Below are 25,894 nucleotides of genomic sequence, written 5' to 3'. Positions count from 1 at the left end.
GTGCCTCTCCCACTCGGACATGAAAAAAGCCCGCATCCAACCGGACACAGGCTCTCCTCAGTCATTCAAAACTGACTAGTGCTTTACGATATCGTTGATATAAACCACGCCAGCTTTTCCGTCACCTAGCAGATCAGGCTTCATGTCCAGCATCTGGGCATTCAAGTAGCTGATGACCATTGGCAGGTTCATGCCGGCATAAAGGTCGAAGTTGCCGCCTTCTGCCAACACCCGGGCAGCGACATTGTTGGGGGTGCCGCCTTTGAGATCGGCTAGCACGGTAACATCATCGGCCCCTTCGATTGCGGCTTTGAACTTGGCTTGAAAATCTTCAGGTCCTTCGTTCGGCAGCAACGCAACTGTCGCGATATCATCTTGTGGTCCCATGATCATTTCGGCACTCTTTTTGAGTTCCTCGCATAACTGACCATGACTGATTAAAACTAATTTGCTCATCTCGTAAAACTCCTTTAACATGCGCCGGTCCAACCGACCGCGGTTCATGATGATTTAAAATCGCATGACTGTTTAATGATACCTGCAATCAGATATGGCTGGAGCAGCTCATGCTTACAACTAAAACTTTAACGTACTTGATTAGCCTTTTGCAATGACACCCAAGGCGGACAGTGCAATGGATACGAACAAGACGATGAAGATTGCCCGAGTCGAGGTCATGTGCTTACGGCCAAGCAGCCAGTAGATGGCACCCACGATCAAAGCTGGTAACAGCTTAGGAATAATCATATCCGAATACTTCTGGAAGTCCAATGGCACATTGCCGATCTTTGGTGCAAAGGCGAACTTAACGTTAATCATGGTTGCAACCAACGCGCCAACCATGAAGACCCCCATGATCGTTGCGGCATTGGTCAGGGCAGCCAAACGATGCGACATGGTGGTAACTAAGGAAACCCCTTCGTTATACGCAATCCGTAACTGTTTCCACCGGAAGACCATGATGGCAACTTGGGCGGCGATCCAGATGAACACCCCAACTGGGTTACCTTCTTGCGCCATGTTAGCTGCAATGGCCCCGAAAATGGCAGGAATCAAAGCAGCGAAGATTGAATCCCCGATGGAAGCAAAGGAACCCATTAACCCGGTTTTCATACCAACGACGGTTTCTTCGCCGGCGATACCTTCTTTTTCTTCGACTGACAAGTCAATCCCGGTGATGATGGTGTTGAAGAAATTAGATGTGTTGAAGAACTGGGTGTGCGTCTTCATCATTTTCTTCAGTTCAGGTGTGCCATCACCATAAATCTTCCGCAGTTGTGGCAGGATCGTGTACAAGTAACCTGATGCCTGCATTCGTTCGTAGTTCCAACCCAACTGGAAGCCGAACAAGCTACGCCGATTAATCTGCCGGAAATCTTTATCCGTTAATTTGTAAGTGGGTTTATTAGAGTTCATCATCGGTGATTTCCCCCTCTTCATTGGTATTCTTCTTCGGTGCAGAACCGCTTTCACCGTTACCGCCGCCAGTGCTATCGTGCAGTGCTGTTGACTGCTGGTAAGCAATCGCAGCAAAGGCAAAGGCAATGAACGCCATCGCTAACATGGACAGGCCATTGAAGTTTGCCGTGAATTTCTTGGTAACTTCAGTCATCGCCGTACCCAGCATCTGGACACTGCCAAACAGCGTTGTGAAAAGCATCGTGAAGGTAAACCCGAGGAATAGATAAGCAAAATGCTTCTTAACTGGCAGGTAGTGGAGCAGGATCGCAAACCCGACAGCCGGCAGAACCGCGCCGGCAGTTGTGAGCCCGTCGCCTAACCATTTCCAACTTGTATTCAAGACATGTGCCACGTTGGTAACAAAGCCGCCACCAAAGGAAAGCGCCAAACCAACCGGAATCATCCGTGACAGTGCCCATGGAAGTGCACCGGCAAGGAAGTAACGTTCGATACCTTTGTAGTTATATTCGTCAACCATCTTATCAATCCGATGTGCAAAGAAGGTGTTGGCAAAACGTGCTAAGATATCGGTCTGAATCATGATACTTGCAACCGGAACTGCAATCGCAGCAACCGCTGCAGCCGGCTTCATCCCTGAACTAACGGAGAAAGCCGTTGCCAGAATCGTCCCGGAGTTGGCATCAATTTTAGATGCACCACCGAATGTGCCGACCCCTAAAACCATCAACTGAACGGACGCACCGATCATCAAACCGGCTTTCATATCGCCCATGACTAAACCTGATACTAATCCGGCAAAAACCGGTGAACTCATGGCTGAATAAATTTGCAGTTCATCAAGGATTTGATAACCTGCATATAATGTTAAAAGTGCTATTGCCACCATGCAATCATTGTTGACTCCCCCTATCCTTTTTTGAGCAGCGTCATGAAATCTGCTGCGGGATCCCCCGGAACCATTTGTGCAATCAAGTGAACACCAGCGGCATCCAGCTTCTTGAAGGTCTCAACGTCATCATCAACCACATTGATTGACTTGGTAATGGACCGAGTCTGATCCGTCTGAGACATATTGCCGACGTTCAATTCTTTAATCGGCACGCCAGCTTCGACTAAGGCCAAAAATGTTTCCGGCCGCTTTGCGACAATGAAAACCCGCTGGGAATCATATTTGTGGTTCAAAATGTGATTAGCCGCGGTCTTAACATCCAGAACTGACAAGCGAACCGTCTCCGGGGTTGCCATCCGCAACCCACTTTTATCGATGTCACTCTTGGATGCTGCCTCATCGACAACGATAATTCTGGTCGCACCCAGTTTGGTGGTCCAAAGGTTGGCAACCTGGCCATGGACCAGGCGACCATCAATACGTGCTGCAATAATAGCCATTTTTTTACTCCTCCTCTTCATCCGGTTCTACAAATATCGGGTGGTCAGCCATTTTCAAGTTTTCGGCATAGCGGCCTTCGGTTTCAAACACGATGACCTCATTTTGCCCGGCATGCAGGAGTCCCGCTGGCACATACAGTGACAACGTGGGTCCTTTCTCCCAGAACCTGCCGACATTGACACCATTAACCAGCATCACTCCTTTACCGAATCCGCGACAATCAAGATAGGTATCGTGCGGCTCTGTCAGATCAAACGTGTATTGATAAAACGCCGGTGTTTCAGGCTGCCAATCTTTTGAAAAGTCCAGTTTTGGTGCCTGATCCAAATCCAACGGGTACTGCTGATAACCCTTGATAAAATGCAGGTCAACCATGACACCGGTCCGAATGCCCTTGAACTGGGTAATCGCTTCGATTTTGGCACCGTAGTTAACCCGACTCATGTTTTCGACCAACAAATCAAGCTGGTGATGGCCTTCAACCTGTGGCAACAAAATGTCATCGCCTATGGCTTCCTGATATTGGGTCGCCAACCAGTGCTGATCCAAATACGCTTGAACCCGATCGCGGGCATCAATCACCCGTAGTTTGGCCGGCGTCCCTTTGTCAGTGCCGCTAATCAATGGTTGCGCCCGATACAAGGTATAACCCGTGTACTGGCCCAAAAACTCTTGGGTTTGCGGATAAGCAGCTGCAACCGGCTTAGCAAGCTGATCAAGCACCGCAAACAATGAAACCTTGGCCGTCAGCGGATGCTCAGCCGGTGCCATAGTCTGTTTGATCAGTGGCTCGGCTTGCTGAATGTCCGGCAAGACCTCATGAAGCATTTTTTGAATGGCAAAATACTTCGGTGTGGGATTGCCTTGTTCATTGAGCGGTGCATCGTAATCGTAAGAAGTCACCTGAGGCAAATCGTGATCCTTACGTGCAGAGGTACCGTTCATGAACCCGAAATTGGTGCCACCATGAAACATGTAAAGATTGACACTGCCGCGCTCAATGACCGCCCGTAAATCTTCGGCGGTTTCGTCAGGATCGCGGCGAATGATCGGCTCACTCCAACGGTTGAACCAGCCATCCCAAAATTCCATACACATGAGCGGCCAATCCCGCCCGTGCGCCTGATGAAATGCCGCAAGTCGATCAAAGTTCTTATCGGCTGCCGAGCCAAAGTTACCAGTTGCCAGAATGCCGTTGTTGATCATGCTGCCGGCATTTAACGTTGCTGGCCACGGCCCGTCTGAGGTGAATAACGGCACATCGACACCATGTTTCTTCATCAATTCGGCAAGCGCCGCCAAGTAATCGTGGTCTTCGCCGTATGATCCGTACTCATTTTCCACCTGCATCATCAAGACGTTACCGCCGTGAGTGACTTGATGATTAACCAGATGCGGCATCAACGCTGCATAATAATGATCAATCGCTTGCAGATAATTTGGATCATCGGTGCGCAACCGCATGGACTTGGTCAACAGCCACGCCGGAAACCCACCGAATTCCCATTCGGCACAAATATACGGTGACGGACGAACAATCGCGTACAGGCCAAGATCTTCAGCCACATCAAGAAAATGTTCAATATCGAGGATGCCGCTGAAATCAAACTCGCCTTCGCGATACTCATGCAAGTTCCACGGCACATACGTTTCTACCGTGTTAAAGCCAAGTGCTTTCAGGTTATACAAACTGTGATACCAATCGTCTGGATGAACCCGGAAGTAATGAATTGCGCCAGATAAGATCTTGAACGGCTTGCCGTCCAGCATAAAATCATGCCCGATCGAAAAAGTCGTCATGAAGGCCTGGCCCCCTTTCACTCATAACAGCTGTCCTGCTAACACTCTTCAGTTTCACACATTAATCCCGATTTTCACAGGTTTTGTGTCAGATAATCTCTCATGCTTCGGCTTGATAAACCATTTTGCCGTCTAAATACGTGGCCTGCAGCGTCAAATCGGTATCCAGGACCAGATAGTCAGCCGCGCGACCCGGTAAAATGCTGCCGCACTGACCATCAATGTTGCATGAAGCAGCCGGCGTTTGGGTCGCCATCCAAATGATCGCTTCCGGCGTTGCCGCATTCCATGTCAGCAAATTTGTCAATGCATCTTTCAATTCCAACACGGAGCCGGCTAGACTGTCGCCATCTTTCATGCGTGCCATCCCGTCTTTAACATAAACCGGGAATTCACCCAAGACATAATCGCCATCCGGCATCATGCCGGCCCGCATGCAATCGGTGATCAGTGCGATGTGTTCCGCACCTTTTAGCCGAATTAACGTGGTGGCAACTTCCGGCCGTACATGATGACCGTCGCAGATCAACTCGTCGTCAACGCCTTGCAGGTACATCGCGGCACCGACCATGCCGGGCTCCCGATGATTCAACGGACTCATGCCATTAAACGTGTGAGTGAAGACTGACGCACCGACATCAACGCATGCTTTTGCCTGTTCAAACGTGGCATCACTGTGACCAAGCGCGACCACAGTTCCGTCAGCAGTCGCATACCGCGTAAAGGCAACGGCACCATCACGTTCCGGTGCAATGGCAATCTTTTTCAAGAGGCCATTTGCCGACGTTTGCCAGGCATCGTATTCTTTTTCGCTCGGATTCTTAAAATACTTAGGATTCTGCGCGCCCTTGTGTTTAGTGGTGAAGTACGGGCCTTCAAAATAGATGCCTTGGATCTTAGCGCCGGTTTCTTCCCCAGCATGTGCGGCGATGGTTTTGCAGACGTCGTTCAGCTGGTCGAATGAACCGGTCAAAGTGGTCGGCAGCCAGCTGGTGACGCCGGCTTTTACCAAGTTCTGGCTCATTGTCTCAATGCCGTTCCAATCGTTGTCCATCACATCATGACCCAGAAGGCCGTGAATGTGCGTATCGACCAGCCCCGGCGCGATCAGCTTACCGGGTTGTTCCACGATGTCGCCATCCGGCTTGGCATTTTCCGGCAGATACTCGCCGAATTCTCCGTCATCGGTAATTTCCAGATAGCCGCCAATTTCAGTCGCATGTTTAAGGAAAAACTTTGCGGCGTGAATGTAATAACTCATGAACATTTGCCTCCCAGTTTAAGCGATGCAACCCGACGCGATTTTCTTGCCGACTTGCACCATGACAACGCCAACCTTATTCCTGACCCGAATAGTCGTGCAGGATAACCCCTTTAACCACCCGATTAACGGTTCCGGTCGGTGATGGGGTGTCAGGTAAGTTGCCAACCTTGATGGAAGCCAAAAGTGCCAAAGTCTGGGCAAACATCACGTCTGGCAAAGCCTGGTAACCTTCAGGTAGATCTTTTAGGCCATTTTCAAAATAGAAGCCCTCGCCTGAGAAGTTCTGGTCTTGCTTGGTGCCAACTGCCATGACGGATGGGGCAATCTTGTCGCCTTTGACTTCTTCAAGCACATCAATGTCATATTGACGGGTATAAGCATTGTTGCTGACAAAGTCGAACAGCAAGGTCTTGTCGTTCACAAAGCTCTTAGGACCGTGACGGAAGCCCATCGAGGTGTCAAACATCGTGGCGTATTGACCAGCCGTCAGTTCCAAAACCTTCAGGCGCGTTTCACGGGTTAACCCGCCGAGACTACCGGAGCCCAGATAAACGATGCGTTCGAAATCGCGATTGATGACGTTTTGAACTTCAGCTTCGCGGTCAACGACTTCTTGGCCCATCGTAGCAATCGCCTTGACCCACTGTTGTTTGTCGGCGTCACTAGCGGTATCAAATACTAATAATGCGCTCAATGTCATGCAGGAGAAGCTGCCGGTCATCGCGAAGCCTTTGTCGTTAGAGCCAGCCGGTTGCAACAGCAACAACGTCTTGTCTTCGCTGGCGGATTTCTTAGCCAACTGACCTTCAGGCGCACAGGTAATGCTGATTTGATAGAGGTTGTGCACCACTTGTTCCGCTAATTCGACTGTCTTCAGGCTTTCTGGTGAGTTGCCGCTACGAGCAAAAGAAACCAGAATCGTTGGTGTGTCGGCTTCCAAAAAATCATACGGTGCTGATACGATATCGGTTGAACCGATTGATTCAAACACAAATTTGCTGCGATCGCCATGTGCCCGCAAATACGGGGTTACCGTGTCGCCGACATATTGGGAGCTCCCGGCACCAGTGAAAATAACCCGAACCTGCTTACCGTTAGCGGCATCCGTTACTTGTTTCAAGAAAGCAGTGATCTTTTCTTTGTCACGGGTGTAATTATCAAATGCTTCTTGCCACAGTTCCGGCTGCTGTTTAATCTCCGCTGTCGTAATCTGTGCGCCTAATTTGGTTAATTCTTCAGTTGTCTTTTCAAACAAATTATCCATCCTCCTAGTGATTAACATGATGAACGTGATAAACAAATTGATCAGCCCGCGCCACGCTCAAGGTATACTCGACGATTTCGCCAGTGTCTGCAAAAGTCGTCCGCCGAATGTTCAAGCACGCCGATGCCGGCGCAACCCGGAGCAACTTGGCGTCTTCCGGTGAAACCAAGCCGGCGAAGAACGCTTCGTCAACCGAGGCAATATGGATGCCGTAGTGCTCTTCCAACCAGTCATACAACGGTGACTTGGCCAAGGCGTCTTTTTCAAGATCCGGCACGGTTAACGCCGGTAAGTAACTGCGCTCGATCATCATCGGTAACTTGTCCGCAATTCGCAGCCGATCCAATACATACACCGGCGTCCCGGGATCGATGCGCATCCGCTTGGCAATACTTGCCGGTACCGCGATTTTTTCTAGCCGCTGAATCTTGGTCACGGGTTGGCGATCCATGGCTAGCATCTGTTTGGTAAAACTGTACGAGCCGCTGACATCGGTTCGCTCGTCGAATCGTTCCGCCACAAACGTTCCTTTACCGGTACTGCGATAAATGAAACCGCGTAGAAACAATTCGTTCAGCGCTGACCGAACCGTGTTTCGGCTGACATGATACAGTTCGCTAAGATCCCGCTCGGACGGCAACTTGTCATTGGGCTGAAGTTTTTCTTTGATAAATGTCTCCAGCTGATTTACCAGCTGTTTAGTCAACGGAACCTTTTCCATATCCTCACCTCCACGTGGTACCAACCACTTAGTAGTGTATGCGCTTGCACTTCTGATTGTCAACGGAAACGATCTAATTCTAATCTGGTGAATCTGCCTTTTTTATTTGACGTGGTCCATACCAGTCACATGATCTTGTCATGAAAAGATACCACAGACGCAAATATTCAGATTTTCACTGACTTAACCAACTGTTCGATATAAAAATATCAATACGAAAGCGTTCTCATTTTTGGCTAATTTTTTTGGCGCTGAGCAAGTTAAAACTATCAAAAAAGGAGAGCCTCACTTTCTTCTGAACGATGTAGGAAGACTTAGGCAATAGGTCCCAAGCCGTGCCAAACTACGCAATCTCCGGCCAGATGGTGCTGGAACGCTGTGGGCACGACTTAGAGCCTCTGCAAAACCGGCAGAGTCTCTAAGCTCGGCCTTGATGTAGGCGGGGCAAAAAGCGCCCCACCAACATCAATTTCACAGCTGAGCCCCATCTGGCCTCCGATTGCTCCGCTTTGGCACTAGTGCTTAATGTTCTTAACGGTATATTTATCCAGAAACTAAAAAAGAGAACGCACTCCCGATCGCTGCATGCGTGCGATTCTCGGATGCCTTCTCTTTTACATTTTAACCGTGGCTTGTGTCTCGATCTTTTGGATGTAACTAATGTCCGAACAACTGGCACCGCTTGCCATTAAGCGTCCGCACCCGGTGTCGATGTAACAATAGCCAGCTTTCCAGTGAACTGCCATGCCTTGATTTGGTTAGGAATCAGGAAGCTGTCACCGGTTTTGATCGGATAATCCTGGCCATCTGCCGTGAAGGTGCCTTCGCCTTCGAGAACGGTGACATTGGTATAAGGTGCTTGCTGGGTAAACGGCATTGTACCGTCAATATCCAAGCGATAAACGGCAAAATGTGGCGACAACGGTGGCTTGACAAAGGTCGTGATCTGGCCGCCTGGTACTTGCTGCTTGGTAATGTCCAGCTTAGGATCCTGGGATGGCACGGTGGTCACGTCAAGGCTTTGCTTGATGTGCAGTTCGCGCTTATGACCTTGATCGTCGGTTCGGTCATAATCATACAGCCGATATGTCGTATCTGAACTCTGCTGGGTTTCCAAAGCGACAATCCCCTTGTTAAGCGCATGGATCGTCCCGCTTGGCACATAAACAAAGTCACCGGTTTTCACCGGATATTTGCGCAACAGATGCTCCCAATCGCCGGCCTCGATCATGTCCTTCAGTTGCTCGCGCGTCTTGGCATGATGACCGTAGATTAAGTAAGATCCCGGATCAGCTTGCAAAATATACCAGCATTCGGTTTTACCCAGCTCGCCCTTGGCTTCATGGGCAGCGGCGTATGCGTCATCCGGGTGCACCTGCACACTTAAGCTCGCTTCGGCATCCAGAATTTTCACCAAAAGTGGAAATTCCTGACTATGTTGCGGTCCGAAATAAGCCGGGTCTTCGTGCCATGCCTCACGCAAGGTTTTGCCTTTGAGCGGCCCGTTTTCGATTGTCGCCGGTCCATGCGGATGCCCTGAGATAATCCAGGCTTCACCGATTTTACCGTCCGGGATATCAAACCCGTATTCTGTTTTAAGTTTGCGCCCACCCCAAATTTTAGGATTAAAGTATGGTTTCAAAAATAATGGTTCTGTCAAAAGATCCACTTCCTTTTAGTCACGTTTACCAGCAGTTCGCTGTGTCATAACTGCTTTTCCTGCTATCGACTCCCATTATACACGATTGCTCTAGGCCAATCATCCGGTATCGCGTGCTCCCCTTCATCAAAATAGCGCATTATCATTTTTTAAAATTAACCAAACTCGTTAATTGGTTCAACGTTTCATCACAATTAACTACTAAGATGATCTTTGGTGTTTGGAAACACTGACAGCCCGCTACGCAAGAGATGCGCAGCGGGCTGATTTGCGTTATTCAGCAGATGCCATGCTCTTTTGATGGGCAACGGCGCGCTGCTTGAGGAATACGATAATGGCGGTCGAGACAATGACCCCGATTAAAATTGACAGGAAGAATAAGCCTAAGTTGTTCGTCGCACCTAGCACACCGACAATCGGTCCGCCATGCGGCACGGCATCGGTAATGTGGAAGACCATCCCCACGGCACTGGCCACCCCGGAACCGATAATAATGCCCGGGAAGACTTGCTTAGGATGCGCGGTTGCTAACGGAATCGCGCCTTCGGTAATACCGATCAGCCCCATCAAAATGGCCGATACGCCAGCTGTCTTTTCTTCGTCGCTAGTCAATTCTGACTTGAACAATGTCGCAATCCCGGATGACAGCGGTGGTACGGCAATGGCACAGGCAACGGCACCCATAATTTCAGGCGTGCCCGCAGTAATGGACGCGACCCCGAAAAGAAAGGCAACCTTGTTGATCGGACCACCCATATCAATCGAAACCATGGCGCCTAAAACAAGCCCTAAGACGACACTCGTGGACGGACTCTTGGACAAGAACGTCAACAGGTTTTGCAATGCGGTCATCAACCAGGAAATCGGACTGCCCAGCAGATAGACAAAGGCCGCACTGATAATCGCGGTACCAAGCAGTGGAATGACGAAAATCGGCATCACGGCCCGCAGACTCTTAGGAATCGGCCAGGAGTTCATCCACTTGGTTAAATAACCAGCAGCATAACCAACCAGAATAGCGCCTAGAAAACCGGTTCCTGCTTTGGTGCCTAAAATGGCTGGGGTGTTAGAGACCATTGCGCCAACCATCGCTGGAGCCAAGGCCGCACGTCCGGCAATCGCATACGCAATAAAGCCTGCCAGAATCGGAATCATCAAGCTAAAGCCAATGTTGCCGATTTGATTCATCGTTGACCAAATTGTATTCGGGGCAACCACCATCCCTTTAGCGGTCGCGTGACCACCCAGCGCGATGGACAACGCAATAAATAAACCACCAATGACAACAAACGGAATCATGTGGGAAACCCCGTTGAGCAGTTGTTTAATCACTGGGCTTTGCTCATGTGACGTATCTTCAGCTTCGGTTGCTGCTGTTTCATCCTGATGCTGCTTTTCGCCAGTATAAACATCGACATGCTTACCTTCATCGACTAACTTTTGCGGATCCTTAATCGCTTCCGCCGTCGTTGAAAAGACAACGCGCTTGCCGACAAACCGTTCCATGCCATCAATCGCAACATCAATGGCCAAAACAACAAAATCAGCAGCTTTAATCTCATCGGCGGTTAAACCATCTTCAGTGCCTGACGCGCCTTGCGTTTCAACTTTAACTTTGTATCCGTCAGCTTGCCCGGTTTTTTGCAGCTTTTCGGCTGCCATATAGGTGTGGGCAATGCCAACCGGACATTTGGTAACACCAACAAAACTTGCCATCAAAAATTCCCCCTTATTTTATAAAACCCGATCCAGAACTTTGGTCATTTGCGAACCATCGTGCTGCGCGTCCTTCAAGGCTTTGATAAAATCATCATCCATTAACTTACGCGCCAGTTTCGACAACATTTTCAGATGCAACTTGTCCGCACCGTTTTGATCCGGCATTACCAGGACAATGGCGATCGAGACAGGCTGGCCGTCCAAAGAATCCCACGCAACAGGCTGTTTAAACGTCACAACGCCAACAAAAGGTTCGGTTAATCCGTTGACCTTGGCATGTGGAATCGCCACGCCGTTACCAAATCCTGTGCTGCTTTCGTCTTCGCGTGCAATCAAGTTGTCGCGCAACTCATCAGCTGAAATCGGACGATTCGTGCTTAAAATTGTCGCAATAGTTCCAAGTGCCGCGTGCTTCTCGGCGGGAACCGCAACATCTGTGTGAACATCGGTGGTGACATTAACTTCATTCAAATCCGTTCGCTCCTTTATGAACATATTCAGATAAGGTTTTTAACGCGCTGGCTGGGGTCGGACTTTGTGCCAGCTTTTCACAAAATAGACGATCATCAATCATTCGATTCATGACTTGGTAAATGCGGCGCTGATCGCCAGGTGCAGCCGCATTGAGTGCGAGGAAAAAGACCACTTTGACCTTCTGCCCAGACCAGTCGATGCCTTCGGGTGCCAGTCCAAGCGCAATTGCCGGCCGCTGAACCATTTCCGGCGAGATATGGGGAATCGCGACGAGGCGCATCGCCGTTGTCGCGAGCTTTTCGCGATCTTCGGCCAGTTTCAGCGGCAACGTTTCGTCTTCAAACACACCGTTTTTTGTCAGTTGCCGAATCATTGCCTGCATGGCCGCATGTTGATCAGTCTGCGGCAAATTCGGCAAAACCAGTTTTGGATCTAACAGGCTGAGAAAAGCATCGCCATCTGTTCCAAAACGCAGGCGATCAGCTTGCTGCGCGACTTTTTCGATGTCATGTTGCAACAACAACGGATTCACGATCACCACTGGTTGGCGCATCCCTTGGATCGGCACCGTGCTGATAATCAACGTCTCGGGGATCGTTTGCCGCATCAGGTCTGCCAAGCCGATTGTCCGCGTGATGACTAGCTTTTCGCGGAAGCGTTCTTCCAAGCGTTGAGCAAGCAAACGGCTGGTCCCGACACCGCTGGAACAAACCACCACCGTTGAAATGCGATCTGCGGCATGTTGCCGTTCGAAGAAGGATTCGAAATGTAGGGCGAGAAAGCCGGACTCGTCATCGTTGAAAGTGACATGATAGTGTTTCGCAACGGCCATGCTCAGCTGAGCAGCCGCATCAAACGCCATTGGAAAATTGCGTTTGATCTCTTCCGTGTATGGATTGGGAATCGTCATACCCTGGGAAATCCGGGCCAGAGCGCCGCTGAGATGAACGCTTAAATCGTCCAGCAGCCGTGTGTCTGGCGATATCCCGGTTAGCCACCCGGCAATCTGCTGTCTAAGCACCGGTGCTGCCTGATCCTCAATACTTGCGGCCGGCGCATCACTGACCTGCCGATCCAGAATCGCTGCGATGTGGGCGTTGATCTGTTGCGCATCGGCATTATCCAGTGTCCGGTGCACATGCTTAGTCACAAGGGTTAATAATTGCTTGGTTTCAGGCAGCAGTGGCGCTGGGTGGACCGGTGCAGGCGCGGTTTTTTTTGGGCGCTCGCAAGCGATGATAAGATGAATGGCCAACGATTGCAGTGCATAATCTGAAAAGATCAAGTCTGACTGTTTCAGAAATTCAGCCAAGCTCTGCATAACCGCCTTGGTGGTCGCTGGATTGACTAAATGATTCAGATACGCCGGCAAATGAATCTGCTGGACCACCTCGCCGTCTTTTTGCTTGGCAACGGACAGGCTTTCACCCCAGTAGCCGCGAAGTAATTTTGCCAACATATGGCGCCGCCGTGATTCGGAGGCTGTCACTTGGATGCCGGTTCGGCTAGTTTGCACGGTTACGTGATTTTCTCGGAAGACTCGCTTGACGGACTTAAAGTCGTTGTCGATGGTGCGGCGGCTAACAAATAGGTCGTCAGCAAGCTTGCTGAGGGTATACGGCCGATTGGTCAGCAACAACTTGATCATCAGATAATGCTCACGTGCTGTTTGCGAGGTGAACCCTTCCTGACCATGAATGCTGCGTAACAAATGGGCTTTTTGGTCCGCCGGTCCGTCTAAAGACACGCCGACATTGCGCTTGCGCACTAATTTGACGGCATACGGTGATAAATCCGCGTCCAGCCGATTTAAGTAATTGCCAACTGTGCGCTCGGAAAGCCCGGTCGCTTCGGCAATTTGATCGTAGTGAACTGTGCCGTGCTTCAGTAAAAAGTCCAGAATCAACAGCTTCTTATCTTTCAAATTGCCGTTCCCCCTTTCCAATTAAAAAGTCTAGACCACCTGTCAGCTGTTGCAAACGCTTGCTTTTGCATTTATGAAAGCGCAATTCTTGCACTGTTATTGCGCCGTGATTCCAAAAACTGTCATTCATGTTGATTCCTTTCGTTGCTGAACGTGTCGTAGCCGGCCACTTGACCGGTTTTGGGGCAACCAAAAACCCGTTACGCAATTAAGCGCAGCGGGTGTTATTGTCAGTTTAAAAATAACTAATCTGTCTCACGACGGCGCCAGTATAACAGGCCCATGCTCGCGAGCAACGAAGCACCTGCGAGCATTAACGCTGGTGTCGTTGCTTCTGCCGTACTTGGTAACGGCGGTTGCTTGTTTGTCTCTTTTGACGGTGCGGCTGCTGTCGGTTTTGGTGCGGGTTCCGGTGTTGTCGGCGTTGGCGCTTTTGGTGGTGTCGGTTTAAGTGCCAGTCCTTTGATCGCCGTCTGAATCGCAGTCGCCATCGCGTCGACCTTGCTTTGCTGGGTGATGTCCAGACCGCGTTTCACGGCCGCAATCGCAGCATCAACTGCAGCAAAGTCTTGGTAATGCTGCCGGTCCAACTTTTTGGCTGTGGCAATCGCGGCATCGACTTGGCTGTAATCAGCGCCACGTAACTGCAGGCCCTTAACGGCAGCGGTAATCGCTTGGGCATAGCCATCAACAGTAGCCTGCTCGTTGGCTTTTTTACCGCGAATCACGGCATTAAGTGTTGCTTCTAATTTGGCTAACGAGGCGTCCGTGTACTGGCTCAATTGCCGCGGCACGGTGGCAAGCGCAGCATCAACTTTGCTGTAATCCGCCGGTCGTGGCATGTAGGCAGTATACGTGGTGGAAAATTGATCCATCAGTTTCAGGAGTGCAGGCATATCCAGCTTTGCGCTCGGGTTATCGGCCCAAACTGCCTGAACACTGCCGATAATCGGAACCGTGCTGCTGGCACTCGGCACATCCGTAAATTTCTTGCTCTTTAAGCTGGCAACCGCAGTCTCATAACTATACAGATTGCCGCTCATACGCCCTAACACCCAGTACCAGCCATCGTTAGTATTCATGATCTTTAAGCCTTTATTCGCCAGGAATTCCGGCTTGGCAACGTCATAGCCAAACCACCCTGCCGTCCAGTAAGACACAATGAGATCCTGGTCAAACGTGCCAAAATCCGTGCGGTCGTTGTAATAAATCCCATCATTGAACACCATAGGCTTCAACCCGGCATTTTCCGCCATCTGAGCCAAGCCATTTACATACGCCACAAATTTGCGGTAAGTGCCGGTTTGCTGCAACTTGGACCAGCCGCCGGTATCGACATCGTTGGCATATTCGTCGCTGCCGAAATTAAAAATCGTCACCCGGTCCTTAAAATAGCTAACGTACTTTTGTAACAAAGCCTTGGTAAACGCAATAGCTGTGTCGTTGTTCAAATCAACTGTTCGTTTGGAGCCATTAAACGCCGGATTGTTGATCCCAAGCTTTGTCATTGCCGTTAAAATCGCATCCATATGTCCGGGGCTATTGATCACCGGAATAATGTTGATGTCTCGCTCAGCGGCATACTTTAAAACCGCGTCCATATCAGCTTGCGTCAAGGCATTACCGTTCGGATCGTTGTAGTAAGCCTGATTCCCGGCAAGTACGGCTTGCTTAACCGCATCATTGGTATACGTCTTCCCGTCAACAGTCAGGCTCATGTCATCCAGCATGAAGCGTAACGCATCATTACCCAATAGAATCTGCACATCGGTGTATCCATCCGTGTGTGCCCGATCAATGATCGTTTCCAACTGATCAACCGAAAAGTACTTCCGCCCGGCATCAATTGAAAAGACACTTTGTAACCGATTATCCGCAGCTGCGACCTGCTTCGGTGGCTGCTTCAAACCCACGGCAATACCCAGTAGTACCGCAAGTGCCAAGAGCCAGACGTGGATCCCCTGCTTTTTCAATAACTCGACCTCCCCTATGGTTGGTGTCTGAAACAAAATTGGCCTATTCCGGCAACATCTCAAGAATAATATGCAATCGTTTTCATTTCAATTCATTCGGCCCTTTTCACATATCATTCTCACGTTTTCCTCAGATTAATTATTAACTCATCGTTGGTTACGCCTTTGGAAATTGAAATGCCATTTCTGCGTGCATGAAAATAGCCAGCGATCCAACTAAGTATCGCTGACTATCCGTAACATCATTTTCTCGTTTACTTTTTAGCGGTTTTTCGTGTCGTTGTCTTTTTAGCAGCGGTGGTTTTCGCCGCTGTTTTGCTTGCAGTTGCCGCTTTTTTGGTTGTTTTCCGCGTTGTGGTACGTTTCTTCGTGGCAGTCCGTCTGGTTGTTTTTTTGGCCGCAGGTTTTTGTTTATTGGCCGGAACTTCCTTGGCGATTTCCTTAGGTTTAGCCATCTCGGTTTGAATGTGATCCAGTTTTTCCTGAACTGAGGCAATCATCTGGTCATTGATCGTTGCGAAGTCCTGCAGATAATCAGCGGCCGTTGCTGCTTCGTCAATCCGCAAGCCAGAAACGTTGACGAATGGAGAAGTCACGATTAAATAAACGCGGACCGGGACAATTTCATCCGGCTCAAGAAAGTTCGTAATTTTATTGACGTTTGCAAAAGGCAGGTTGATCACGCCGGTTTCAACTGTGATCGTGGTCGGCTCAGGAAAGTCGATAACCAAATCAGCCTGAATCAACTGGTTCTTTTCGATGGCGTTGCGGACATCCGCGAACACCTTCGCCATCGCGGCATCAACGCCGTCTTTCTTAAAAGCGGCTGCGGTCAGATGCACTTCTGTATGCTCGAAAGTGCCTGCTAAAACTGCTTCCTGAAACTTGTGTACATTGATTTCCATATCGGTCTCCTTTAATGCTTAACAATCCTCCGACCATCATAGCCCACTGAGGTTGGGTGACGCAAACGCCATAAGGAAATTGTGTCTGCGTTGAATATGTCGCAGTTACGGTATTTCGCCAATTGAAGCAGCAAAATGAGTTTCATATTCCCTGGTCGTCAAGTAATTTTATAATGTTTTAAGGCTATAAACATTGGCACATAAATAAAGTTCTCAGTTAATAATTAGATGGATCTTTTTGTAATTATAACATTATTTGATTATTAGTTTCAGTTAACGGTACAATGGCATTATTTCCAAATATCATGTTACCCATTTACTAAGCATGGAGGTTTTAAGATGCTATGAAATCGCATAAAAAGGCATTTTTGATTTACTCAATCAGTTGGGCGATCATGTTTGTCAGCGCTCTGATTTGGTTCACCTCGAAAGACGGACTGACAATAGATACATTGATCAACTCATTAGGAATCGCAACCCTCGGCATCATACTTCTTGCGTACGGCTGGTTCGTGCTTACGTATGAGCGCAAATAAAAATTGAAACCAAAAGACGATCCCGGATTTTCTTGTCATAGCCTGATAAAATAGTTTCTTTACCCACTTCAAAAATTTGAATCTGTAAAACAAATGACCGAACTTGCCAAAAAATCTGGCAGCTCGGTCATTTTTTAGACTATGAAGGGTACCACTAACCTAGTGGAATACCATTACTGATTTTCTTTTAAAATCTTCTCAGTCTGCTTCTGCAACTGATCAAACGCGGTTTCGCCACTGACGTTTTTCGTCAAGGTACTGTCAACTGTGCTCATAAGGTCGTTGCGGTAATCTGTGTAGCCAGCAAAGACGGTTGATGCAAAGCTTTGCGGCACGGCAGAAACCGCTGCTTTGTATTGCTCGTGTTTCTTCAGGTAATTCTTAAAGGTCGTACTGTTAGATGCACTCTTGGTAACTGGTACATAACCGGAATCCATCGCCCACTGTGAAGCATTTTCCGACTTCAACAAGAATTTCTGGAATGCCCATGCGCCGGCTTGTTGCGCCTTGGATGCACCTTTGAACAAGACATTGTAGTTTCCGTTTAATGGATTGCTGCGCTTGCCTTCATATTCAGGAATCACAGCCGTTCCCCATTCAAGATCCTTGGGCGCCTGTTGTAATAAGACCGGAACGGTGGCTGATGAGCCAATTCCAAAGACGGCTTTACCATTTGCGAACGGGACGCTGAAGTACTGATCTTCGCCTGCTGTCTTCAATGCGCCGCTCTTGCGCAGATCAAGAATCTGATTGACGGCGGCCAACGTCTTCGGTGCATTCAGGTTGGCTTTTAGCTTTGGTGTAATCAGTTGACTACCTGCACCGTAAGCCATCCCTTCTAACGGAACATCGTAGCTTTGATCCAGCTCGACAGCGTTAATGTCCGTCCCTTTTAACTTATCCTGATCAGCCGCAAAGTCCGCCCATGTCTTTGGCATACTGATATTATATTGTGACATCAGACGCTTGTTATAAAAAAGCACCGAAGTCGAAACCGAGAATGGCAGACCGTAGTATTTACCTTTATACTTCCCGGCGGCCAAAAAGCTCGGGTAAATATCCTTAAGTTGACTACTGCTCAACTTATCCGAACCGCTCAACATTTCAGGGTCGAACGGTAACAACAATTGGTTCTTTACATAGTCGCCAATGTTGGTATAAGGCGACTGAGCCATCGTCGGCAGAGTTTTGGATTTGCCCGCAGCCATAATCTTTTGCTGCAGCGCGTTGTAAGATCCCTGTGACGTTGCGACCACTTTGTACTTCTTTTGACTTTGATTGAACTTCGTGATGAGCTTGTTCAATGCCTTGTCATACGAACCTGTCATCCGGTGCCAGTATGTAATTTTTACTGGTGCACTGGATGACGACGATTTTGCTGCTGAGCTCTGCTTACCGCAAGCGGTCAACAAGACCAAAATCGCACCCAAAAAACCTAACAAACGCCAGAAACTAGTCTTCTTCATCTTATGTCCCTCATTTGATGTCGCGGCTTACCGATCGACAGTGTTTGCAAGCCGCCGTATTTGTCATATGTCTTGACACCCCTTATTATGCCTCTAATTAAAATAAAAACCAAGGAACACCCGGAATTCATTGATAATATTATGTTAGCCATTTCCCCAAACAGAATGTATGTTCTATACTTAAAGCTAATTGTATTTGAGTACGGCATTAACGCGCTCACCGGCGCAGGAGTCTGCGTGTAAGGACCTTGGTCGCAATGGCCTAAGCCCGGGCCATCACGCCCAAGGCCCACTTACACTCCGACTCCTGAACGCGCCGGCTCACGCTTAGGAGGTCCGATGATGGCGCATAATCGTATTGGCATTCGGGAATTTGTTGAATTAACCGTTCGTACCGGCGATCTCAACCCGATTACCAGCAATTCAAATAATACCGCCATCATCGGCAGCCAAATCCACCGCAAATTGCAGGCGGCTCACCGTGAGCCGGATTACGAAAAAGAAGTCTATTTGAAAACCACGGTTACCGTCGAAGATGAAGATTACCAGCTCGAAGGCCGCGCCGATGGGGTCTGGACCGATGGCGACAAGACATTAACCGTTGAAGAAATCAAAACCAGCGCCCGGCCATGGGAAGATTGCCCCCAAAATACCAAAGATCGCTACTGGGCCCAAGCACGCATTTATGGTCACTTACTTTGTCAACAACGTCACCTTGATCACGCGACCATTACCTTAGTGTATGTGCAAACCAGTACTGACACTATCAGCCGTTTCACTGAAACCAAAACGGCCGCCGAGTTGGCCGATGATTTCACGGATTTACTGACAGAGTTCACCGATTGGCTTAAGTTACGCAGCGACATCATCAAGCGCCGCAATGAGTCGATTGATGCGCTTGATTTTCCGTTTCCCGAATATCGCGCCGGCCAGCACGAATTCGCCGCCGCCGTTTACAAAGCCATTTACAGCAGCGCGCGCCTTTTCGTCCAAGCACCCACTGGTACCGGCAAAACGATTTCGACGCTTTTTCCAACCGTCAAAGCTATGGGCAGCGGTTTGATTCAGCGGGCGTTCTATTTAACCGCCAAGCAAAGTACCCGGCGTGTAGCTGAGCAGGCAATGGCGTTGATGGCAGGCTCGGGGCTTAAGGCGAAAAGCATCACGCTGACGGCCAAAGACACGATCACTTTTGCCGATGAGCCAGACGATCCCAGTCAAAATCCTTACATGCTGGGCTATTACGACCGCTTAAAACCGGCACTGCATGACCTGCTGGCACACGAGGACCAAATCACTCGGTCTGTCATCGAAGCCTACGCGCGAAAACACACGGTCGATCCATTTGAATTTTCGTTAGACGCCAGCCTGTTTTGTGATGTCATTATTTGCGATTACAATTATTTGTTTGATCCATTGGTCTTTTTACAGCGGTTCTTTAGCGATGCCGATGACAGTCAGTTTTTCTTAGTCGATGAAGCCCATAATCTCGTGAGTCGGGCACGGGACATGTATACTGCCAGCATCACCGATCAGGACTTTACCAATCTCAAGCAGGCGCTCGTTCCTTATAAAGGTGCGGCACTCACCAAGCTGCGGCGCGCCATCACCCGGATCGTGAATACCCTGTCAGCCATCGCCGATCAGCGGTTAATGAAACAATCACCTGTCTTTGAAGAAGCCCCGCTTGATGACCTTACCAATGTCCTCGCCAAGTTCACGGAAACGGTCCACGATTGGTTAGCCGAACCGCCAACGCCCGCCTTGCAGCCCGCCGTTGATCTCGTGTTACCGGTTTTCTTCCTGGCGAATCAATATTTACGCATTGGCGATTTTTACGATGAGACGTTCAAAACCGAGATTACTAAGGATCATGGCGTTGTCACAGTCAAGGAATTGTGCCTGGATCCATCACATTTTGTCGATGAATCATTGAAAAAAGGCCGCGGTGCCGTGTTGTTTTCTGCCACCTTATCGCCGATGCCTTATTTTCAAAAGTTACTCGGCGGCGTTGACAATAGTCTGACCTACGCCTTACCGTCGCCGTTTGACCCAAAGAATCAGGCTATCATCGTCGACACCAGCGTCAACACCACGTATCGCCGGCGCGAGCAAGACCTGCCGCAGCTGATTGCGAGTCTCACAACCTTAGTCAGCGCCAAAAAAGGGCATTATCTTTTCTTCTTCCCGTCGTATGCTTATTTAAAAATTGCTTATGCCGCGTTTACCGCTGCCAATCCCACACTTAAAACCTGTGTGCAGGAAAATGCCATGACCGAAGCGGATCGCCAAGCTTTTCTTGATCATTTCAAAGCCGGCCATGAACCAGTGATTGGCTTTGCCGTTCTTGGCGGTATTTTTGCAGAAGGCATTGATCTGCGCGGTGCCCAGCTGATCGGCGTCGCCATTGTTTCGGTCGGCTTACCGGGACTCAATGCGGAAACCGATCAGTTGCGGGATTATTTTGATCAAAATGCAGGCCAGGGATTTGCCTACGCGTATCAACTGCCTGGCTTTAACAATGTTTTGCAGGCGGGTGGCCGGGTCATTCGTGGCGCTAAGGATGTCGGGGTTATTTTGCTCATCGATGAACGGTTTGTGACCCCTCGCTATGCGCGCCTGTTTCCGGACCACTGGACACATGCTCAGGTTAGTCGCAATCCGGCGCAGCTCGCTCAGTTACTCACTCACTTTTGGGAGGCGCATCATGAAAACCCAACTCACGCGTGATCTAGAAAAGACGTTGTATGCCTATTGGGAAGAACAAGGTGCCACTGCTGTTGAAGAAGTCACGATGCCCGATGATTACGGCATTGTGGACACCTTGGTGCGGCAAAAACAGGAAAATGAGACGATTTGGCGCTGTTTTGAGCTAAAAGTCACGAAAGCGGACTTCCACAGTCAGGCTCGCTTGAGTTTTATCGGCCATTATAATTATTTCGTGTTACCACAGCGGCTTTATCAAGTGGTCGCTGCTGAAATCCCAGCCGGTATCGGCGTCTTCGTCTACCATCCGTTCTCCAAGGCGGCCATTGCTGCCAGTGCCGTTCCAGTGAGCACACCTGGTACACTGACAATCGCTAAACCGGCGCGACGCCAGAGCTTACAGGTCGCGGAAGAACAATTAACCGATCATTTCATCGCCAGTCTGAATCGTGAAGTCGTCAAAGCCAAGCAAGTCGCCAAGGGACTCGGACAATTTTCCACTGCGGAATTGTTTACTGAACTGCGAAAACGAACCGCTGACTATGACATTTATCATCCTGATAAAAATCTTTATGACCAGTTTGTCGATGACCTCAACAACACGACCATCACTGCGCTTCAAGAAGAAGTCGACGCCCTCAATGCGGAAGTGGTAACATTGAAAATGGATCGCTTATCATGAACTATTTCCCTATCATTCGCGGAAAATTATACGACTTGGCAGCGATCACCGCCTTGGCGAACAGCCAGCGACTACCTGCGACCGTCATTCCGGTGCTTGAACCTGTCAAAGACATCCCCGGCTTGACCAAGACCACGCAGGCACTAACGAAAACTGCCCACACGGCCTACGTCATTCAGAATCCGCAAGTCGGCACCTATCGATTATTGGCAACGCCGCGGCACTTGCAGATGTTGAGTCCATCAGTGCAAGTCGCGCGGATTTTTGATGCCCAGCCAGCACCATTGATCATTGCCACCACCGCTGCCCAGGCCAAACTGCTGGCACGCCGCCAACTCGCCTTAGTGCCGGATGAAGCACGGGTTCGGCAGTTAGCTCTGCGGCGCGCCGTGTATCTCAATGACCATTTCACCGTCTATTCGCATACGTCGGCGTACGGCTTGCTGCAAGACGAGTTTTATCAATACCCACCCGACATGTTGCCCGGCGTTGGCTTTGCCGACTATCCGCTCGCTACCTCAGACTACTTTGAGCACGGCTTCCCTCAACGCGCCTTGGCGATCCACTTAGTCTACCCCGCAACTGATGGCTCCCTACGACTGCATCATTTTGTCTCCGTCAATAATGAAAATTTCACCAACCCACAAGCCAAATTTTTCGAAATACTCACGCAACTCGCCGCCTGGCTGCCCTATCATCCCCAAGCACAAACAGCTGGAGTAGCGGCACTCATGAAGGCCGCTGCCGATCACCATTTCCCCGGCCTAGGCGTCGTCCGAAAGTTTCAACTGATGCACCATTTAGAGATGATCGGCCGCTGGCTGCAAGATTAACAGCACAAGGTGAAAACGCTTCTTAACTATTTTTTCACAAAAAAGGTCCCTTGCAATCTAGCCGCGCACAATTAATTGTGTTACACTTTCTTTGTGAAATCATTATCAAAAACGCAAAGGAGCGTTCTATCTATGAAAATTATTGTTATCGGTGCCACCCATGCTGGTACGTTTGCGACCCAACAGATTCTAACCGACCACCCAGATGCAGACGTCACCGTTTACGAGCGCAACAACAACCTGTCGTTTCTCTCCTGTGGCATCGCCTTGTGGGTCGGTGATCATGTCAGCGATCCCAACAAAATGTTCTATTCCAGCCCTGAAGCACTTGCCAAGCTTGGCGCCAATATGCAAATGGAGCATGACGTCCTAAGCGTTGATCCTGACGCCAAAACCGTTGAAGTCAAGGATCTAAACACTGGCGAGGTCACCACTGATACTTATGACAAACTGGTTTACACCACCGGTTCTACTCCAATCGTTCCAAACATCCCGGGCATTCATGACACGGATGTTCACCTGTGCAAGAACTGGCAAGATGCCAAAACCTTAAAAGATCTGGCGCCAACCATCAAGAGTGCGATTGTCATCGGTGCCGGCTATATCGGTGCCGAACTCGCTGAACAATATGCCGTCACTGATAAGCAGGTTACGTTAATCGACGGTCTGCCGCGGGTGTTGGCAAAGAACTTTGACGCCACCATCACCGATCGCGTTGAAAAACTCTACACCGATCATGGCGTTCACTTGGCACTCGGCGAAATGGTCACCAGCTTCGCGAAAAATGATCAAGGTGAGACTGTAGTCACAACTGACAAGGGTACCTACACCGCTGACATTGCGATCTTATGCACCGGCTTCCGGCCAAACACCGACTTGCTTAAAGATCATCTCGACACCTTGCAAAATGGCGCCATCATCACCGATGCCTACATGCAAACCAGTGATCCAGCTATTTTTGCCGCTGGGGACACCGCGGCTGTGCATTATAATCCAACGGGCAAGCATGACTATATTCCACTGGCAACCAACGCTGTTCGTCAAGGCATTCTGGTTGGCAAAAACATTGTGGCACCGACTGAGAAGTACCTCGGCACACAGGCAAGTTCGGCAGTTGAACTTTTTGATCATGCCATTGCCGCATCCGGTCTCACAACCGAAGGCGCCAAGGCACGCGGGCTTGAACTTGATAGCGTCACCATTGAACAAGACTATCGCCCAGACTTCATGCTGACCACCACACCGGTTCTGTGCAGCCTGACCTGGGATCCGAAGACGCACGAGGTTAAAGGCGGCGCATTCTTCTCCAAACACGACATCAGCCAAAGCGCCAACGTCATCTCCTTGGCCATCCAAACCCACATGACCATCGAAACCCTCGCTATGGTCGACATGCTGTTCCAGCCAAACTTCGACCAGCCGATCAACTGGGTCAACGCTGTGGCGATGGCGGCGGTTGAGAAGGCTAATGCGGCGGATAAAGAACCGGTGGCTTAAGCTCTGACTGAGCATTTTCACCTCCGCGTCACATAAATATTTAAACCCTCGGGGAACAACTGCCCTGAGGGTTTTTTGACTCCTAATCTCGGATGTAAGAAGGTGTGGGGATTTCCTAGTCATTATAAAGTTAAATAATGGCAATCCAAATTGGCCACATAAATACCGAAATAAAAGCTAAACAAAAAGAACGCCTCGCTAAAAGACGCTCTTCTTTGAAAAAGATAATTCAATTTAAGTTTACAGGTTCGGACGAACCGCAAAATCAGGTGTGAAGTACTGTACTGCGGTGTACTTAACATTTTCACCTGGTTGCGGTGCTTGGATCATGGTACCGCCGCCGATGTAAAGCGCAACGTGGTATGTTGACCCATGACTGCCCCAGAAGAGTAAGTCACCTGGTTGAAGGGCGTCCAGCGAAACTTGCGTACCTGAAGATTCTTGTGGTACGGTCCAACCGCCGATGTTAACCCCTGCACCATGAAGGAATGCATAGTACATTAAGCCGGAGCAATCGAAGCCTGTAGGACCTTTACCGCCCCAGATATATGGCTTGCCGATTTGCTGTTCAGCAACCGCGATAACTGCCTGAACCTTGGCCGAGCGTGAGGTGTCAGTTGCGGCTGGCGCTACAGGTGCTGAGTAAGCTGCTGGTTGCGCCTGCACATTATTACTTGCGTTGGTATTGTTTACTTGCACTGTTTGGGCCTGCGGTGCTGCTGATGATGCCGGCGCTTGACTTGTCTGTGCCGGTTGCGTAGCAGAACTCGAAGCTGGTGCCTGGGATGCTGCCGGAGCCTGACTTTCAGCAGCTGAGCTTGAAGCAGGCGCTTGTGATACCGGAGCTTGGCTTGCTTCTGACGATGCTGCACTAGAAGCCGGCGCCTGGGATGCTGGCGCTTGACTTGGTTGTGCTGCTGAACTTGAGGCAGGTGCCTGGGATGCAGCAGACTGTGCAGGTTGCGCAGCTGCGCTTGACGCAGTCGACTGAGGTGCTGTGGATTGCGGTGCCGCTGCTACAGGTGTCGTGCTGACAAAGCGTGCAGGTACGTAGCCACCGTTGGAAAGCTGGTACCAGGTCTCACCGTTTGCTTGCTGTTGAGCCACAGCTGTAACTGACTGCTGGCCTTCAAGATACTGACCCGTTGCCCGACCGTATGCAGGCGTTGCCCAAACCGTCACAGCCGAGCCAACATTCTTAACATAAAGTTGGATGTTGGCACTTTGTGTAGCTGCTGGAGTCGTTGCAGGTGCCGCCTGGCTGGCAGGCGCTTGACTTGCCGGTGCCTGGGATGCCGGTGCTTGGCTAGCTGGTGCCTGACTGGCAGTTGATGCTGGTGCTTCAACTTGGGCAGTCTTCCCGTCAACGTTCAAATAGAGCTCAGGGATCCACTGGTTGTCGCCAACCTTGTACCAGGTGGCCCCATTGTGGTCAACTGTCTTACCTAATAGCTGCACCGTGTCGCCAAACGTTACATAGCGTTTTACGTGGTTCCATGATGGACTATTCCATACGGTGGTTGCACCGGTCTTGTAGTTAACTGTTCCGGTTGTTGATGCGGAAACAGTATTAGCACCGGTTGCTAAAGCCGCCAGACCGGCAGCACCAACAAAGCCCGCCGTTACTGACCATACTTTTTTAGATTTTACCATGTATG

The 25,894-nt window shown here is 49.7% G+C and carries 19 protein-coding genes and 1 pseudogene; 4 read left to right on the top strand and 16 right to left on the bottom strand.

What is annotated here, in order from left to right:
- Positions 1-75: 75 nt before the first annotated feature.
- The 15 genes and pseudogenes from GSO_RS12575 to GSO_RS12500 form a co-directional block, all read right to left on the bottom strand.
- On the bottom strand, positions 76-456 hold the full coding sequence (locus GSO_RS12575) for a PTS sugar transporter subunit IIA (protein ID WP_010492747.1): 381 nt from the start codon (positions 454-456) through the stop codon (positions 76-78).
- A 141-nt stretch (positions 457-597) separates the two neighbouring features.
- Positions 598-1,419 carry a PTS system mannose/fructose/sorbose family transporter subunit IID gene (locus tag GSO_RS12570; RefSeq protein ID WP_010492745.1) on the bottom strand — a complete coding sequence of 274 codons (822 nt, stop codon included), beginning with the start codon at positions 1,417-1,419 and terminating at the stop codon, positions 598-600.
- Positions 1,406-2,316 (bottom strand): annotated as a pseudogene (locus tag GSO_RS12565) (PTS mannose/fructose/sorbose/N-acetylgalactosamine transporter subunit IIC). Before GSO_RS12565 ends, GSO_RS12570 begins: the two are co-directional and overlap by 14 nt.
- A gap of 12 nt (positions 2,317-2,328) precedes the next feature.
- Positions 2,329-2,811, bottom strand: coding sequence for a PTS sugar transporter subunit IIB (locus GSO_RS12560; RefSeq protein WP_010492740.1), 483 nt, complete (start codon positions 2,809-2,811; stop codon positions 2,329-2,331).
- A gap of 4 nt (positions 2,812-2,815) precedes the next feature.
- Positions 2,816-4,612 (bottom strand): glycoside hydrolase family 35 protein, encoded by a 1,797-nt coding sequence (locus tag GSO_RS12555; protein ID WP_010492738.1) that lies wholly within the window; start codon positions 4,610-4,612, stop codon positions 2,816-2,818.
- A 100-nt stretch (positions 4,613-4,712) separates the two neighbouring features.
- Positions 4,713-5,873 carry an N-acetylglucosamine-6-phosphate deacetylase gene (nagA, locus tag GSO_RS12550; protein WP_010492736.1) on the bottom strand — a complete coding sequence of 387 codons (1,161 nt, stop codon included), beginning with the start codon at positions 5,871-5,873 and terminating at the stop codon, positions 4,713-4,715.
- A 76-nt stretch (positions 5,874-5,949) separates the two neighbouring features.
- Entirely contained in the window at positions 5,950-7,131 is a 1,182-nt protein-coding gene (locus tag GSO_RS12545) for an SIS domain-containing protein (RefSeq protein WP_010492734.1), read from the bottom strand.
- Between the two features lie 13 nt (positions 7,132-7,144).
- On the bottom strand, positions 7,145-7,861 hold the full coding sequence (locus GSO_RS12540) for a GntR family transcriptional regulator (RefSeq protein WP_010492732.1): 717 nt from the start codon (positions 7,859-7,861) through the stop codon (positions 7,145-7,147).
- Between the two features lie 688 nt (positions 7,862-8,549).
- Positions 8,550-9,521: a mannose-6-phosphate isomerase, class I gene (gene manA / locus GSO_RS12535; RefSeq protein WP_010492730.1), complete on the bottom strand. Its 972-nt coding sequence runs from the start codon at positions 9,519-9,521 to the stop codon at positions 8,550-8,552.
- A 273-nt stretch (positions 9,522-9,794) separates the two neighbouring features.
- Entirely contained in the window at positions 9,795-11,237 is a 1,443-nt protein-coding gene (locus GSO_RS12530) for a PTS fructose transporter subunit IIC (protein ID WP_010492729.1), read from the bottom strand.
- Between the two features lie 18 nt (positions 11,238-11,255).
- Complete coding sequence (locus tag GSO_RS12525) at positions 11,256-11,711, bottom strand: PTS sugar transporter subunit IIA (protein ID WP_010492728.1); 456 nt, start codon at positions 11,709-11,711, stop codon at positions 11,256-11,258.
- Entirely contained in the window at positions 11,704-13,638 is a 1,935-nt protein-coding gene (locus tag GSO_RS12520) for a BglG family transcription antiterminator (protein ID WP_010492727.1), read from the bottom strand. Before GSO_RS12520 ends, GSO_RS12525 begins: the two co-directional genes overlap by 8 nt.
- Positions 13,639-13,883: 245 nt before the next feature.
- Positions 13,884-15,611, bottom strand: coding sequence for a family 20 glycosylhydrolase (locus GSO_RS12515; protein ID WP_010492726.1), 1,728 nt, complete (start codon positions 15,609-15,611; stop codon positions 13,884-13,886).
- Positions 15,612-15,865: 254 nt separating this feature from the next.
- Entirely contained in the window at positions 15,866-16,516 is a 651-nt protein-coding gene (locus GSO_RS12510) for a hypothetical protein (RefSeq protein ID WP_010492725.1), read from the bottom strand.
- Between the two features lie 709 nt (positions 16,517-17,225).
- Positions 17,226-18,518, bottom strand: coding sequence for an ABC transporter substrate-binding protein (locus tag GSO_RS12500; protein ID WP_010492723.1), 1,293 nt, complete (start codon positions 18,516-18,518; stop codon positions 17,226-17,228).
- A 342-nt stretch (positions 18,519-18,860) separates the two neighbouring features.
- On the opposite strand from GSO_RS12500, the gene GSO_RS12490 reads away from it, so the two are divergent.
- From GSO_RS12490 to GSO_RS12475, 4 genes are all read left to right on the top strand, one after another.
- A complete protein-coding gene (locus GSO_RS12490; protein ID WP_010492721.1) occupies positions 18,861-21,248 on the top strand; it encodes an ATP-dependent DNA helicase in 2,388 nt (795 codons plus the stop codon).
- Complete coding sequence (locus GSO_RS12485) at positions 21,226-21,906, top strand: hypothetical protein (protein WP_010492719.1); 681 nt, start codon at positions 21,226-21,228, stop codon at positions 21,904-21,906. The genes GSO_RS12490 and GSO_RS12485 overlap by 23 nt, the downstream gene beginning before the upstream one ends.
- Positions 21,903-22,739 (top strand): sce7725 family protein, encoded by an 837-nt coding sequence (locus tag GSO_RS12480; protein ID WP_010492717.1) that lies wholly within the window; start codon positions 21,903-21,905, stop codon positions 22,737-22,739. Before GSO_RS12485 ends, GSO_RS12480 begins: the two co-directional genes overlap by 4 nt.
- 132 nt (positions 22,740-22,871) lie before the next feature.
- Positions 22,872-24,236, top strand: coding sequence for an FAD-dependent oxidoreductase (locus tag GSO_RS12475; RefSeq protein WP_010492715.1), 1,365 nt, complete (start codon positions 22,872-22,874; stop codon positions 24,234-24,236).
- Between the two features lie 240 nt (positions 24,237-24,476).
- Here the strand turns inward: GSO_RS12475 and msp1 are convergent, their stop codons facing one another.
- Complete coding sequence (gene msp1, locus GSO_RS12470; protein ID WP_010492712.1) at positions 24,477-25,889, bottom strand: cell wall hydrolase P75; 1,413 nt, start codon at positions 25,887-25,889, stop codon at positions 24,477-24,479.
- Between the last annotated feature and the right edge of the window lie 5 nt (positions 25,890-25,894).

It is taken from the genome of Lacticaseibacillus zeae DSM 20178 = KCTC 3804 (assembly GCF_000260435.1).
In the GTDB taxonomy this organism is placed as follows: domain Bacteria; phylum Bacillota; class Bacilli; order Lactobacillales; family Lactobacillaceae; genus Lacticaseibacillus; species Lacticaseibacillus zeae.
This window is presented reverse-complemented; position numbering and strand designations above follow the sequence as displayed.